Origin of the sequence: Sphingobium cupriresistens LL01 (assembly GCF_001046645.1) — a bacterium.
Classification (GTDB): domain Bacteria; phylum Pseudomonadota; class Alphaproteobacteria; order Sphingomonadales; family Sphingomonadaceae; genus Sphingobium; species Sphingobium cupriresistens.
The window spans coordinates 893,939-908,234 of the sequence record NZ_KQ130434.1; the positions used below are offsets into that span (position 1 = coordinate 893,939).

At 64.7% G+C, this 14,296-nt stretch carries 12 protein-coding genes; 7 read left to right on the forward strand and 5 right to left on the reverse strand.

Translation table 11 applies throughout. The features are described 5' to 3' along the window. Window positions 1-43: 43 nt before the first annotated feature. The gene (locus tag V473_RS04350) at window positions 44-1,252 is read right to left on the reverse strand and encodes an acetyl-CoA C-acetyltransferase (RefSeq protein ID WP_066600976.1); all 1,209 of its coding nucleotides are present in this window, start codon (window positions 1,250-1,252) and stop codon (window positions 44-46) included. A 218-nt stretch (window positions 1,253-1,470) separates the two neighbouring features. Between V473_RS04350 and V473_RS04355 the strand changes: the two genes are divergently transcribed. Both V473_RS04355 and V473_RS04360 read left to right on the forward strand, forming a co-directional pair. After that, entirely contained in the window at window positions 1,471-2,205 is a 735-nt protein-coding gene (locus V473_RS04355; RefSeq protein ID WP_066600978.1) for a metallophosphoesterase family protein, read from the forward strand. Between the two features lie 49 nt (window positions 2,206-2,254). Then, complete coding sequence (locus tag V473_RS04360; RefSeq protein WP_408021486.1) at window positions 2,255-3,916, forward strand: MFS transporter; 1,662 nt, start codon at window positions 2,255-2,257, stop codon at window positions 3,914-3,916. Here the strand turns inward: V473_RS04360 and V473_RS04365 are convergent, their stop codons facing one another. Continuing rightward, complete coding sequence (locus tag V473_RS04365; RefSeq protein ID WP_066600983.1) at window positions 3,917-4,519, reverse strand: nucleotidyltransferase family protein; 603 nt, start codon at window positions 4,517-4,519, stop codon at window positions 3,917-3,919. 157 nt (window positions 4,520-4,676) lie between these two features. Here V473_RS04365 and folE point away from each other — a divergent pair, with 157 nt between their 5' ends. The 5 genes from folE to V473_RS04390 all read left to right on the forward strand — a co-directional run bounded on the left by folE (window position 4,677) and on the right by V473_RS04390 (window position 10,847). Beyond that, on the forward strand, window positions 4,677-5,282 hold the full coding sequence (folE, locus tag V473_RS04370; protein WP_066605013.1) for a GTP cyclohydrolase I FolE: 606 nt from the start codon (window positions 4,677-4,679) through the stop codon (window positions 5,280-5,282). Continuing rightward, window positions 5,279-6,118: an SDR family oxidoreductase gene (locus V473_RS04375; protein WP_066600985.1), complete on the forward strand. Its 840-nt coding sequence runs from the start codon at window positions 5,279-5,281 to the stop codon at window positions 6,116-6,118. The genes folE and V473_RS04375 overlap by 4 nt, the downstream gene beginning before the upstream one ends. Before the next feature lie 83 nt (window positions 6,119-6,201). Next, complete coding sequence (locus tag V473_RS04380; protein WP_066600986.1) at window positions 6,202-6,981, forward strand: enoyl-CoA hydratase-related protein; 780 nt, start codon at window positions 6,202-6,204, stop codon at window positions 6,979-6,981. A gap of 258 nt (window positions 6,982-7,239) precedes the next feature. Beyond that, window positions 7,240-9,624, forward strand: a complete 2,385-nt coding sequence (locus V473_RS04385; RefSeq protein WP_066600989.1) for a TonB-dependent receptor — start codon at window positions 7,240-7,242, stop codon at window positions 9,622-9,624. After that, entirely contained in the window at window positions 9,624-10,847 is a 1,224-nt protein-coding gene (locus V473_RS04390; protein ID WP_066600991.1) for a dipeptidase, read from the forward strand. Before V473_RS04385 ends, V473_RS04390 begins: the two co-directional genes overlap by 1 nt. A gap of 83 nt (window positions 10,848-10,930) precedes the next feature. Here V473_RS04390 and mmsB read toward each other — a convergent pair whose 3' ends face one another. The 3 genes from mmsB to V473_RS04405 form a co-directional block, all read right to left on the reverse strand. Beyond that, window positions 10,931-11,839, reverse strand: a complete 909-nt coding sequence (gene mmsB / locus V473_RS04395) for a 3-hydroxyisobutyrate dehydrogenase (protein ID WP_269076442.1) — start codon at window positions 11,837-11,839, stop codon at window positions 10,931-10,933. A 4-nt stretch (window positions 11,840-11,843) separates the two neighbouring features. After that, the gene (locus tag V473_RS04400) at window positions 11,844-12,932 is read right to left on the reverse strand and encodes an enoyl-CoA hydratase/isomerase family protein (protein ID WP_066600996.1); all 1,089 of its coding nucleotides are present in this window, start codon (window positions 12,930-12,932) and stop codon (window positions 11,844-11,846) included. Between the two features lie 135 nt (window positions 12,933-13,067). Next, entirely contained in the window at window positions 13,068-14,207 is a 1,140-nt protein-coding gene (locus V473_RS04405) for an acyl-CoA dehydrogenase family protein (protein WP_066605016.1), read from the reverse strand. Between the last annotated feature and the right edge of the window lie 89 nt (window positions 14,208-14,296).

Below are 14,296 nucleotides of genomic sequence, written 5' to 3' on the forward strand. Positions count from 1 at the left end.
ACAAGCTCAGTCCCTACTCAGCACGAACGGTTTTATTCTTGTTTCAGATACGCTCGATGATGATGCCGGTGCCCATGCCCGCGCCGACGCACAGGTTGACGAGCGCCGTGCTCTTGCCGGTCCGTTCAAGCTCGTCGAGCGCGGTGCCCAGCACCATCGCCCCGGTCGCGCCCAGCGGATGGCCCATGGCGATCGCGCCGCCATTCACATTGATCTTGTCATGATCGAGGTTCATCGCCTGCATGTAGCGCAGCACGACCGACGCGAAGGCTTCGTTCAATTCCCACAGGTCGATGTCGGCGGCGGACATGCCTGCGCGGGCGAGCAGCTTGCTGGCGACGAATTCCGGCCCGGTCAGCATGATCAGCGGTTCCGACCCGATCGACGCCATGGCGCGGATGCGGGCGCGGGGCTTCAGCCCATATTTGTCGCCCATATTCTTGTTGCCGACCAGCACAGCCGCTGCGCCATCGACGATGCCGCTGCTGTTGCCGGCATGATGGACATGGTTGACCTTCTCCAGTTCGGGATAGCGCAGCAGCGCCACCGTATCGAAACCGGGCATGTCCTCGCCCAGCGCGGCGAAGCTGGGTTTCAGCGCGCCCAGCGACTGCATCGTCGCGTCGGGGCGCATATGTTCGTCATGGTCCAGCGCCACGCGGCCGATCACGTCCTTGACCGGCACGATCGACCTGGCGAAGCGGCCCTCGTCCCACGCCTGCTTGGCGCGCTTCTGGCTCTCGACCGCATAGGCGTCCGCATCTGCCCGGTTGATGCCGAACTTGGTGGCGATCACGTCCGCGCCTATGCCTTGGGGCGCAAAATAGGTTTTGTAGGCGACCGCCGGGTCCATCGCCCAGGCGCCGCCGTCCGACGCCATCGGCACGCGGCTCATCGATTCGACCCCGCCGCCGATCGCGAACATCGCCTCGCCCGAATAGACTTTCGCGGCGGCCATGTTGACCGCTTCAAGACCGGAGGCGCAGAAGCGGTTGATCTGCACGCCCGGCACGGTCTCCGCGTAGCTGGCGTTCAGCACCGCGACGCGGGCGATATCCGCGCCCTGTTCGCCGACCGGGCTGACGCAACCCAGGATCACGTCGTCAACGTCCGCCGTGTCGATCTGGCTGCGATCGCGCACCGCTTCCAGCACCTGCGTCGCCAGTTGGATGGGCGTGATATCGTGCAGCGATCCGTCGGCCTTGCCCCGGCCACGGGGCGTCCTGACGGCGTCGTAAATATAGGCTTCCATGTTTTTCCCTCTCCGTGGGCTGCCCTGCGGGCGCACTGGATGTGGGGGACATGTATTTACGTTTACGTAAAGTGCAAGTGTAAATGTATGGGCTTGATGCCGTCCCGCCCTGCCGTAGCGGCAGGGCGAGGCTGTTTCGCAAAACATCCGTACAACTGTCCAACTCCCTGTCGCACGCCGCCCTTTCGCCGTGCGAATCCCTGTGCCATTGACGGGCGATGCGGATCGCCATCCTCTCCGACATTCACGGCAATATCGCCGCGCTCGACGCCGTGTTGGACAATGTCGCAGGGCGGGGCGCGGATGCGATTGTAAACCTGGGCGATATAGTGTCCGGCCCGCTTTCTCCCTGTGAAACCGCCGACCGGCTGATGGCGCTGAACCTGCCCACGATCCGCGGCAATCATGAACGGCAATTGCTGACCCGGTATCCGGGCCATATGGGCGCGTCGGACCGCTATGCCGACGCGGTGCTGCAACCGCGTCATCGCGACTGGATCGCGTCTTTGCCCGAAAGTCTGTGGCTGGCCGACGATGTGCTGATGGTCCATGGCGCGCCGGGCGACGATCTTTGCTATTGGCTCGAAACGCTCGATCCCGCCGGATTGCGGCCCGCCACCGCGACCGAGTTGGAGGCGCGGGCAGGGGGCGTCGCCGCCCCGCTCATCCTGTGCGGCCACACCCATATCCCGCGCATCCACCATCGGCCGGGCGGCGGGATGATCGTCAATCCCGGCAGCGTCGGCCTGCCCGCTTATGATGACGACCATCCCATTCCGCATAAGGTGGAGACGGGATCGCCCCACGCCCGCTATGCGATCGTCGAGCAGACGGCAGGCGGATGGACGGCCGAACTCATCGCCGTCGGCTATGATTGGGACGCCGCCGCCCGCGCGGCTGAAGCGCACGGCCGGGCCGATTGGGCCGCCGCGCTGCGGACAGGTCGCGCCTAGAAGCGTTGCGCGTCGGCCGTTGCGGCCTATATCCCCCTGCATGGATAGCGTGACGCAAGCCCCGACTCAGCAAACCCCTTCGCCGCTTTCCATCCCCATCTTCCGCGCGATCTGGACCGCCAGCCTCGCGTCGAACTTCGGCGGCCTGATCCAGTCGGTTGGCGCGGCCTGGATGATGACCTCGCTCTCGGCCTCGCCCCAACTGATCGCGCTGGTCCCGGCCGCGACCACCTTGCCGATCATGCTGCTGTCGCTTTGGGCCGGGGCGGTCGCCGACAATCTGGATCGGCGCAAGGTGATGATCGCCTGCCAGGCGTCGATGCTGATCGTGTCCACCGCGCTGGCGCTGACCGCCTGGGCCGGGCTGGTCACGCCCTGGCTGCTGCTGGGTTTCACCTTCCTGATCGGCTGCGCCACCGCGATCAACGGTCCCGCCTGGCAGGCGTCGGTCGGCGACATGGTGCCGCGCGCCATCCTGCCCAGCGCGGTCGCGATGAATTCGATGGGCTTCAACCTGGCGCGCAGCGTCGGCCCGGCGCTGGGCGGCGTGATCGTCGCGGCGGCGGGGGCGGCGGCCGCTTTCCTGACCAACGCGGTCAGCTATATCGCGCTGCTGACGGTCCTGTTCCGCTGGCGGCCGGACCTGCCGCCCAAGCTGCTGCCGCGCGAGCGGCTGGGCGTCGCGATGCAGGCGGGCCTCAGCTATGTCGCCATGTCGCCCAATATCCGTCTGGTGCTGTTGCGCGCCGCGGTCTTCGGCGTGGGCGCGAGCGCAGTGTCTGCGCTGATGCCGCTGGTCGCGCGCGACATATTAGGCGGCGGGGCGCTGACCTTCGGCCTGACCAGCGGGGCGTTCGGCATTGGCGCTGTGCTCGCTGCGCTTTCAACCCGTCATCTGCGCGCGCGTTTCTCGGTGGAAACGATGGTGCGGTCGGCCGCGCTGATCCTGGCGCTGGGCACCGCGATCACCGGCGCGAGCGGCTGGCTGGCGCTGGCCTTGTTTGGCTATCTGCTGGCGGGCATGGGCTGGGTGACGGCGCTCGCGACCTTCAACGTGTCGGTGCAGATGTCGGCGCCGCGCTGGGTCGTCGCGCGGGCGGTGTCGCTTTATCAAATGACCGCCTTCGGCGGCATGGCGATCGGCGCATGGATGTTCGGCTGGATCGCCGAGCATCATGGCGTGGTGGAGGCGCTCTATGCCTCCGCCGCCGCGCAATTCGCCGCCGCGACGCTGGGTTTTCTTCGCCCGCTGGCGCAGACTGGAGAGGATAATCTCGACCTCCAGAACAGCTGGCGCGAACCCGATACGGCCGTGCCGGTGGAGCCGCGCAGCGGCCCGGTGGTCGTCACCATCGAATATCGCATCCCGGCCGGTTCGGTCGTCCCCTTCCTGTCCGCGATGAGTGAGCGGCGGCGCATCCGCCGGCGCGATGGCGCCCATGGCTGGACGCTGATGCGCGACCTCGGCGATCCGGTTTTATGGGTGGAGCGCTATCATGTCTCGACCTGGCTCGATTATGTCCGCCACAACCAGCGGCGGACGGTGGCGGACATTGACAATAGCCAGGCCATTCATGCGCTCCATGCCGGGCCGAACCCCCCGGTGGTGCATCGGATGCTGGAGCGCCAGACCGGATCGCTGCCGATCAGTCGCGCGCCCGATCCGCGCGAAATGGGCGATCCGATGACCGATCCGACGCGGTCGAATTGATTATTGCTGTGGCGTTACCGGCCGCCAGCCGGGCAGATCCTCCGGCGTGTCGACGTCGTGCAGGACATTGCCGCTCGTCTCGATCTGGATGCCGTGGCTCAGCAGCGCGCGCGCGCCCTGGTCGCCTTTCAAGGCCAGCAATTCGGGGAAATGCTTGCGCCCGATGAATGCGGGCGGGGAGGAGGAGAAGCCGTCGGTGGAGGCGACCACGGACCTGATATCCTCCGCCGCCAGGCAGATGCGGTTATAATGGGTCTGCGGCACGTCGGGCATGTCGGCCAGGCAGATTAATATGCCGCGTATCTTCATATTGGGCATGACATGTTCGACCGCGCGCACGATGCTGCCCGATATGCCCTCTTCGGGCCGGTCGTTGACGATGATGGTATAGCCGCGCCGGTCCAGCTTGCGGTGGATGACCGGGGCGTCCGCGATCGGGCGCACGACCGCGATCAATTCGGCGAAGGCCATGGACGCGACCGTTTCCAGCACATGGGCGGCGAGCGGCTTGCCGCGCAGGTTGGCCATCAGCTTGTCATCGTCGCCAAAGCGGGAAGATGATCCGGCCGCCAGCAGGACGGCGGCGATCCGTTCAGTGCGCATGATAGGTGAAACGAAAATACATGGTCTTGTGGCGATCCCGATTATCCCTTGATCTGCCACCATGGCGATCTTGTGTCCAGCGGTCCCGAAAGACACTGGCCATTGCAAACCCCAGCCGCCATATGCGACGCCAACAGCATAAGGAGTGGCCCTGTTCATGGCATGTGAACTCGAAACGGAAACCGTCGGCGACGGCAAGGAGCCGGTCCCGGCCGAAGTCAGCGAGGCGATCCGCACCCTGATCCGCTGGTCGGGCGATGCGCCCGAACGCGAAGGGCTGGTGGAAACGCCTGAACGGGTCGCGCGCGCCTGGCGCGAATATTGCCGCGGCTATGGCGACGACCCGGCCTATCATCTCTCGCGCATCTTCCATGAAGTAGGCGGCTATGACGATGTGGTCCTGCTCAAGGGCATTCCGTTTCAGTCGCATTGCGAACATCATATGGCGCCGATCGTGGGCCAGGCGCATATCGCCTATCTGCCCGGCGATTATGTGGTCGGCATTTCCAAGCTCGCCCGCGTCCTCCACGCCTTCGCCAATCGGCTCCAGGTGCAGGAAAGGCTGACGTCCGAAGTCGCCAACTGCATCTGGGATCACCTGAAGCCCCAGGGTGTGGCCGTGGTGATCGAGGCGACCCATGGCTGCATGACCGGGCGCGGCGTGCGCACGCCGGGCGTCATCATGAAGACCAGCCGTATGCTCGGCGTGTTCCGCGACGATGAAAAGTCGCGGGAGGAAGTGCTGAAGCTCATCGCTTCATGAGCGACGACAAGGAACCCGCCTATCGTCCCCTGGGCAAGGCGCGCAGCGACGCCGCGCCGGTCGGTGCGCCGCTGGCGCCCAAGCGGCTGGCGCTCATCACCGGCGGGCATCGGCGGCTGGGCGGCATCATCGCCGCCGCGCTGGCGAAGGCCGGCCATTCGCTCGCCATCCACGGCAGCCACGACACCCGGCTCGATTCCCATCTGGCGCTGACGTTCGAAGCGGAAGGGACGGAATGGGAGGGCTTCGTGGTCGATTTCGCCGATCCCGAAGGGGCGGAGGAACTGGTGGCCAAGGTGGCGGATCGCTTCGGCCGGCCGCCGGACATATTGATCAACAGCGCCGCTTTGTTCGGGCAGGACCGGCTCGACACGGTCACCGCCGACGACCTGATGCGCCATTATGCCGTCAACTGCGCCGCGCCCACTTTGTTGACCAAGGCGTTCGCCACCATTCCGGCGGGCGTTGGCGATCGCTGCATCGTCAACATTCTCGACCAGCGGATCGACCATCCCCATGCCGACCAGCTGGCCTATACATTGTCCAAGCTGGCGCTGGCCGGACTGACCCGCACCAGCGCCAGCAGCCTGGCGCCCAAAGTGCGGGTAAACGCCGTCGCGCCGGGCCTGACGATCGCGACGCCCGATTATGACGAAGCGCAAATGGAGCGGCTGGCGGAGATGATGCCGCTTGCGCGCCTGCCGCAAGCGGAGCAGATCGCGCAGGCGGTGCTCTATCTGGTCGAAGCGACTGCCGTGACCGGGCAGACGCTCTATGTCGATGGCGGGGCGCACCTTAAAAGCTATGATCGCGACTTCATGCATCTGTGCCGATAGGCTCGGCGCAAATGCGTTGCGTTGGGGCTGGCGAAGCGCCGCCCATGGCAATAGAGCGGTCCCAAAGCTAAAAGGAGACGGCGATGACCTATGAAACCATCCTGGTCGAACAGCGCGACGCGGTGACGCTGATCACGCTTAACCGGCCACAGGCGCTGAACGCGCTCAACAGCCAGGTCTTGAAAGATCTGAGCGCGGCCTTTGGCGCCTTTGACGCCGATCCGACCCAGCGGTGCGCAGTGCTGACCGGCAGCGGCGAAAAGGCGTTTGCGGCGGGCGCCGACATCAAGGAAATGGTCGATAAGGACGCCGCGGACTTCTTCCTGGAGGATTTCTTCTCCGGCTGGCAAACCGGGGTGGTCGCGACCCGCAAGCCGTGGATCGCAGCGGTGCGGGGCTTTGCGCTGGGCGGTGGGTGCGAACTGGCGATGATGGCCGACTTCATCCTGGCCGGCGATACCGCGAAATTCGGCCAGCCCGAAATCAAGCTGGGCGTCGCGCCCGGCATGGGCGGGTCGCAGCGCCTGACCCGCGCGGTGGGCAAGGCCAAGGCTATGGACATGTGCCTGACCGGCCGGATGATGGACGCCGCCGAAGCCGAACGCGCCGGGCTGGTGAGCCGCATCGTCCCGGCCGCCGACCTGCTGGAAGACGCGCTCAAGACCGCCGCGGCGATCGCCGCGATGCCGTCCATGGCGGCGATGGTGAACAAGGAAATGGTCGACATCGCCTTCGAAACCGGCCTGGCCCAGGGCCTGCTGACCGAACGCCGCCTGTTCCAGATATTGACCGCGACGCAGGATAAGAAGGAAGGCATGACCGCCTTCGTCGAAAAGCGGCCAGGCGTCTGGCAGGGGCGCTGAGCGCCTCCATCTGCCCAATATACGGCGTGCTCCCGCGGAGGCGGGAACACGCTGCTCTGTCTCGCCCCGTTGAATATCCCGTCATCCGCTGAGAAATTCTCATTGGTCCATGGCGGGTATTCCCGGCACTTTCGTTTCACAAGGAAACTGAAGAATGATTTGGCGGGCGCAGCGATGCGTCCGTCCTTGTCGTCCGTGGGAGAGGTGCGGCGCCCATGCGCCCCCTGATCGGCTCGTTGTGAAACAGGGAGCCTTTGCATGTCCGTTATCTCGTCCATCCACCTTTCCTCGCGCGCGGCATTGCTGCTCGCCTGCGCCACCGGCGCGCTGAGCGCCGCCCATGCGCAGGAACCGGTCGGGAGCGACGAGGAAACCATCACCGTCACCGGCCGCCGCATCTCCCAGTCGGCCGACGCGATCGGCGAAGACAAGGTGAGCAATGTCGTGGCGGTCACGCGCGAAGCTTTGCTGTCGGCCCCGTCGGGCATTTCGGGCCTCAAGATGCTGGAGCAGCTGCCCGGCTTCAACGTGCAGACCGACGGTGCGCTCGGCCTCTATGAATTTGGCAACAGCGTCCAGACCCGCGCCTTCAACCTCGACCAGATCGGCTTCGTGGTCGATGGCATCCCCACCGGCCGCAGCGACGCCTTTGGCGGCAGCCCGGTGTTCTGCTATGTCGACAATGAAAATTTGGGCGTGGTGGAGGCCGCGGTCGGCGCGGGCGACGTCGGCCTGCCCAGTTATTCGACGCTCGGCCCGGTCGTGCAATATAACAGTATCGTGCCGCAGGAAGAGATGGGCCTGTTCGTTTCGCAAAGCTTCGGCGATTTCGACATGAAGCGCACCTTCATCCGCGCCAGCACGGGCCAAGTCGGCCCGTTCCGCGCCTATCTCAGCCGCACCAAGCTGGACACCGACCTGTGGCGCGGCGAGGGCACGGTCGATCGCGAACATTGGGAAGGGATGGTCCACGCCGATCTGGGTGGCGACAGTTGGGCGCGCTTCAAATTCGTGTCGAACAAATTTTACGACTTCGATTCTCCGACGCTCAGCCGCAGCCAATATCTGACCGGGACCGACATCGGCGGCAAGAGCGGCCGGGATCGCGGCTATATCTCGGTCGTTCCCAACACCACGCCGGGCTTCGCGCCTGTCGCGGGCGGTCCCGCCTTCAGCAACGCCAACTATGCCTACACGAACACCCTCGCCATCAACGTGCGCGATGACAAGCTCTATGGCGGCACGGTCCATGCCGGCATCGCTGATGGAGTATGGGCCGAAGCTGCCGCCTATTATGAGGATAAGGGCGGCTATGGCGTGTCGCCCGACACTTATGCCAACAGCCTGCTGCAATATCAGCGGCAGACGGCGGCGGGCATAGCGCTCAGCGCGCCCAAGGGCACGCAATATGGCCTGTCGACCGTGGGCGGCGAACGCTATGGCCTGACCACCAAGCTGCATTGGGAACTGGGCGTCCAGACGATCGAGGTCGGGCTTTGGGCCGAAGTCGATACCTATAACCGCACTCAGGCGCGTTACAACACGATCGACGGGTCGCCCGCCAGCGCGCCCAATCTGGACGATCTCGTCTATGTCCGCCGCAATTATCAGTCGGAACGCAACACGACCCAGGCCTTCGTCAAGGACCGGATCGCGCTGCTGGACGACAGCCTGATCTTCGACCTGGGCGTCAAGGCGCTGAACATCGACTATCGCTACAGCGGCTATCGCGACTTCAACGATTATTACCGCAATGCCGGCACGACCGCCGCGCCGATTTGGGTCTCCGGCTGGGGTCCGCAGACGCTGCGCACCAGCTATAGCGACGGCTTCCTGCCGATGGCGGGCGTGCTGTACAAATTTGACAACCAGACCCAGATATTCGCCTCCTATGCGGAAAATATGGCGCTGCCCAAGGGGCTGGACGATGTCTTTTCCGTCTCCCTGAACAGCAGCGCGGCCGGCGTGCCTGCGCCTGCGCCGGAACGGTCGCAGAATTTCGAAGCGGGCATCCGCACCAACCAGGGGCAATTCTACGCCTCGCTGGCGGGATATTACACCAAGTTCAAGAACCGCATCCAGTCGATTGGATCGATCCTGCCCGGCACCACCAACGTCATCGAAACCTTCTTCCAGAATGTCGGCCGGGTCAGCGCCTATGGCGCGGAATTCAGCGGCACGTTCAAGCCGTCGGCGCTTAATGGCCTGGCCTATTTCAACCTCAACGCCACGTACAACATTGCGAAGTTCAAGGACGATATCGTCACCGCGACGACCACCTACCAGACCGACGGCAAATATATTCCCGACAGCGCCAAGTGGATCATCAACGGCGGCGTGACCATCGAACCGGCCAGCTGGCTGGTGGGCAACTTCTCCGGCAAATATACCTCGCGTCGCTGGTCGACCTTTGACAATTCGGCCGGGTCCAGCGTCAAGGGCTTCACCGTGTTCAGCGCCTATGTCGATATCGGCGACGGCTTCAGCCTGGGTCCGGTCAAGGGCATGAAGGCGCGGTTCAACGTCGACAATATCTTCGACAAGGATACGCTGTCCTATATCTCGCCATCGGTGACGGGCGACGGCTTCTTCCGCCCGCTGTCCCCGCGCACCTTCCAGTTCACCATTTCGGGCGAAATCTGATGCGGGCAAACTGGATGATGGGGGCGGCGCTTCTGGCTCTGCTCCCCGCCGTCGCACAGGCGCAAGATGTGCCGAAAAAAGTGTATCAGCTTCACCAGAAGCTGATCACCCTCGACAGCCATCTCGACACGCCGGCCTCGCTCGACCTGCCGGGTTGGTCGATCGACGAGGAACATGGCGTCCATAGCGACTATACCCAGGTCGATTTGCCGCGGATGAAGAAGGGCGGCCTGGATGGCGGTTTCTGGGCGATCTATACGGGGCAGGGACCGCTGACGGTCGAGGGGTTCCGCAAGGCGCGCGACTTCGCAATCCTGCGCGGCCTGTCGATCCGTACCATGGTGGCCGCCGACCCCGCCAATTTCCAGCTCGCGCTGGAGGCGAAGGACGCGGCGCCCATCGCGGCGGCGGGCAAGCGCATCGTCTATATGTCGATCGAGAACGCCTATCCGCTGGGCGAGGACCTGTCGTTGATCGACCTGTTCTACGACATGGGCGTGCGTGTGTCGGGCTTCGCCCATTTCGCGCATAACCAGTTCGCAGACAGCTCGACCGACCCGTCGAAAAAGCCGCGCTATGGCGGGCTTAGCCCGCTGGGCAAGGAATTGCTCAAGGAAATGAACCGGCTGGGTATCGTGCCCGACGCCTCGCACTCGTCGGACCAGGTGCTGGATGACCTGCTGGCGCTCTCGACCACGCCGGTCCTGCTGACCCATTCGGGGTGCAAGGCGGTCTATGACCATCCGCGCAATGTCGATGACGATCATCTCAAGGCGCTGGCGGCCAAGGGCGGCGTCATCCAGATGAACGCCTATGGCGCCTATCTGCGCGCGTCCAAGCCAAACCCGGATCGGCAGAAGGCGCTGATGGCGCTCTATGGCCAGATGCGCGAAGACGCCAAGGTCTCACCGGAAAAGCGCGCCGAACTGCTGGCCAAGCGGCAGGAGATCGACAGGCTCTATCCCGACACCGACAAGCCGACCTTTGATGATTTCATGGCGCATATGCTGCACGCGCTCAAGGTCGTGGGGCCGGATCATGTCGGCATCGGCCTGGACTGGGACGGCGGCGGCGGCGTCGTGGGCATGGAGGATGTGGTCGCCCTGCCCAAGATCACCGACGCGCTGCTCAAGGCCGGCTATAGCGAAGCCGACATTCAGAAAATCTGGTCTGGCAATGTCCTGCGCGTGCTCGCGGCGGCGGAAGCGGCGAAAGGGAAATAGAGTTCCGTTCGCCCTGAGCGAAGTCGAAGGGTCAGGCCGAGCGGAGCGAAGCCGCTTCGCTTCGCTCCGCCCGAAAGGGGGCGTTACTTCCCCTCCAGCATCTCAATCATCAGCGAGAAATCGCGCGCGCCTTCGCCCCGGTTTGCAAGCAACTGATAGAGCGCCTCGGCGGCGTTGCCCATCGGCACGCTGGCCCCGACCGAGGCGGCGGCCTCGGTCGCCAGCTTCAAATCCTTGAGCATCAGGCCGACCGCAAAGCCGCCCTGGTAGCCATTGTCGGCCGGGGTTTGCGGGCCGACGCCGGGGACGGGGCAGTAGCTGGTCATCGACCAGCTCTGGCCGGAAGAGACACTGGAAATATCGTAGAAGGTCTGCGGATCGAGGCCCAGTTTCTTCGCCATGGCGAAGCTTTCGCATGTGGCGACCATCGTCGCGCCCAGCAGCATATTGTTGCAGATCTTCGCGCCCTGGCCATTGCCTGCGCCGCCGGCATGGATCACCGCCTTGCCCATGGCGGACAGGATCGGCTTGGCCTTGGCGAAGGCCGCATCCGCGCCGCCGACCATGAAGGTCAGCGTGCCGCCATTGGCCGCCGCGATGCCGCCCGAAACAGGCGCGTCGACCATTTCGAATCCCTTGGCGACCGCCGCCTCGATCACCCGCCGCGCGGTGGCGACGTCGATGGTCGAACAGTCGAGGAAGAGCGCGCCGCGCTTGGCCGCGCCGAAAATCTCGCCGGCATAGACGCTCTCGACATGCTTGCCGGCGGGCAGCATGGTGACGACCGCATCGGCCCCGGTCACGGCGTCCGCGGCACTGGTCGCACGGACGGCGCCATGGCCTTCCGCCTTGGCCAATGCCTCTTCGGACAGGTCGAAGGCGCGCACGGCATAGCCGTTTTTCAGCAGGTTGGCGGCCATCCCGCCGCCCATATTGCCAAGGCCGATGAAGGCGATCGTCTGGGTCATGTTCCGGGCTTCCTCTTTCTTAATCTGGTCAGGCGGCGTCCGTGGCCGCCGGCAGCGGCGTCCATTGCTTGTCCGCCGGCAGGGGCGCAAAGATCGCGTCGATCATCGCATCGCTCACCCCCTCCAGCGTGGCCGGATTCCATTGCGGCGCATTATCCTTGTCGAAAATCACCGCGCGCACCCCCTCGACGAAATCGGGGCGGCGGATGATCGCGCAGGCGAGGCCATATTCCATCGCCATATTGGCGGCGAAGTCGGTCTTGGCCGCGCCCTCGACCAACTGGCGCAGCGCCACCTTGATCGTCTGGGGCGATTTGGTGGCGAGCACCGCCAGTTGCTTGCCCGACCACTCGCCGCCGTCCGCCTGCAGCGCGGCGACGATCGCCTCCGCCTTGTCGGAGGCGAACAGCCGGTCGATGTCGGCGCGGTGCGCGTCCAGCTTAGATGGCGGCGGGGTTTCGCCATTTTCGTCCAATATCTCGTCCAGTCCCAGAGGGTCGGCCAGGATGCGGGCCTTGATCGCATCCAGCCTGTCCGAGGCGATATAATGGGTGGCGATGCCGACCGCGGCGCAATCCGCCCCGTCGATCCGCGCGCCCGTCGCCGCCAGCCAGGCGCCGACCCGGCCGGGCAGGCGCGGCAGATACCAGCCGCCACCCACGTCGGGGAACAGGCCGATGCCGGTTTCGGGCATGGCGAAAGTCGTCCGCTCGGTCGCGACGCGATAGCGCGCGGGCAGCGACAGCCCCACGCCCCCGCCCATGACGATGCCATCCATGAACGCGACGATCGGCTTCCCATAGACGAACAGCAGATGGTTCATTCGATATTCGACATGGAAGAAACGCTCCGCCTCGACGCAGTCGGCCTTGGCGCTGTTGGCGATAAGCGCGATGTCGCCGCCCGCGCAGAAGCCACGCGACAATTTGGGATCGCCATCGGCGGCGGGCAGATGATCGATCATCACCGCGACGACCGCATCGTCCTGCGCCCAGCCCAGCAGCGCGTCGTTGATCGCTGCGCACATCTCAGGCGTCAGGGCATGGATCGCCCTGGGCCGGTTCAGGCGGATGCGGCCGACGCCGTTTTCGATGATGGTCAGGACTTGGTCGGTCATTCTTATCTCCTTGCTCGCCCCTTGGGGGGAGCTGGAAGAGGGGGATCGCGCACAGGCCCCTCTCCAATTTCGCCTAGGCGCGTGCCGCGCCAAGGCTAAATATCCTCTCTCCCCCCAAGGGGGAGAGGATCGGGTTCAGCGCAACATATCCCGCGCCACGATCATCCGCATGACCTGGTTGGTGCCTTCCAGAATCGAATGGACGCGCAGGTCGCGCCAGATGCGTTCGATCGGATAGTCCATCAGATAGCCATAGCCGCCATGCAGTTGCAGCGCGCGATCGACCACCGACGATCCGGTGTCGGTGGCGAAGCGTTTCGCCATGGCGGCAAAGCGGGTCTTGTCGGGCGCGTTGTCCGTCACCTTCACGGCCGCGGCATAAAGCAGCGTGCGGGCGGCCTCCAATTCGGTCTGCATGTCGGCCAGGGTGAATTGGGTGTTTTGAAAATCCGCGATCGACTGGCCGAACTGCTTGCGATCCTTGGTATAGCGCACGCTCTCATCGATGCAGCGTTGCGCCCCGCCCAGCGAGCAGGCGCCGATATTGAGGCGACCGCCGTCCAGCCCCATCATCGCGATGCGGAAACCTTCGCCCTCCGCGCCGACCCGATTCTCCATCGGCACGCGGACGGCATCAAAATTGACCTGCGCGGTCGGCTGCGAATGCCAGCCCAGCTTGCGTTCCTGCGCGCCGAAGCTGACGCCGTCCATATCCTTGTCGATCACCAGGCAAGAGATGCCCTTCGGCCCGTCCTCACCCGTGCGGACCATGACGACATAGACGTCATTCTCGCCGCCGCCGGAGATGAACTGTTTGGAACCCGTTACGACATAATGATCGCCGTCCCGGACCGCCTTGGTCTTGAGCGCGGCGGCGTCCGATCCTGCGCCTGCTTCGGTCAGGCAATAGCTGGCCATGCGCGCCATGGGTACGAGATCGGGCAGATATTTGTCTTTCACCGCCTGGTTGCCGAACCGGTCGATCATCCAGGCGCCCATATTATGGATCGAGATGAAGGCGCTGGTGGACGGGCAGCCATAGGCCATCGCTTCCATGATCAGGGCGGATTCCAGCCGACCAAGGCCGATGCCGCCTGATTCCTCCGACACATAAATGCCGCCAAAGCCGAGGTCCGCCGCAGCCCGGATCGTGTCGCGGGGGAAGATATGCTTTTCGTCCCATTCCGCCGCATGGGGCGTGATCGCGTCGGCGGTGAAGCGCTGCGCCATCTCCTGAATGGCGCGCTGGTCCTCGGTCAGGTCGAACTGGGTCATGCTCTCCATACTCCGCCATCCTGTCCGGTGCGCCGATGATGGGCGCTGCGCAGCAGGATCGCTTTCCCGAACGCTTCTAGCAATGCCGC

What these genes read in the sequence shown, in the direction of transcription:
- V473_RS04350 (WP_066600976.1), bottom strand. Translation starts at nt 1,252, where the DNA reads ATGGAAGCCTATATTTACGACGCCGTCAGGACGCCCCGTGGCCGGGGC.
- V473_RS04355 (WP_066600978.1), top strand. Translation starts at nt 1,471, where the DNA reads ATGCGGATCGCCATCCTCTCCGACATTCACGGCAATATCGCCGCGCTC.
- V473_RS04365 (WP_066600983.1), bottom strand. Translation starts at nt 4,519, where the DNA reads ATGCGCACTGAACGGATCGCCGCCGTCCTGCTGGCGGCCGGATCATCT.
- folE (WP_066605013.1), top strand. Translation starts at nt 4,677, where the DNA reads ATGGCATGTGAACTCGAAACGGAAACCGTCGGCGACGGCAAGGAGCCG.
- V473_RS04375 (WP_066600985.1), top strand. Translation starts at nt 5,279, where the DNA reads ATGAGCGACGACAAGGAACCCGCCTATCGTCCCCTGGGCAAGGCGCGC.
- V473_RS04380 (WP_066600986.1), top strand. Translation starts at nt 6,202, where the DNA reads ATGACCTATGAAACCATCCTGGTCGAACAGCGCGACGCGGTGACGCTG.
- V473_RS04385 (WP_066600989.1), top strand. Translation starts at nt 7,240, where the DNA reads ATGTCCGTTATCTCGTCCATCCACCTTTCCTCGCGCGCGGCATTGCTG.
- V473_RS04390 (WP_066600991.1), top strand. Translation starts at nt 9,624, where the DNA reads ATGCGGGCAAACTGGATGATGGGGGCGGCGCTTCTGGCTCTGCTCCCC.
- V473_RS04400 (WP_066600996.1), bottom strand. Translation starts at nt 12,932, where the DNA reads ATGACCGACCAAGTCCTGACCATCATCGAAAACGGCGTCGGCCGCATC.
- V473_RS04405 (WP_066605016.1), bottom strand. Translation starts at nt 14,207, where the DNA reads ATGACCCAGTTCGACCTGACCGAGGACCAGCGCGCCATTCAGGAGATG.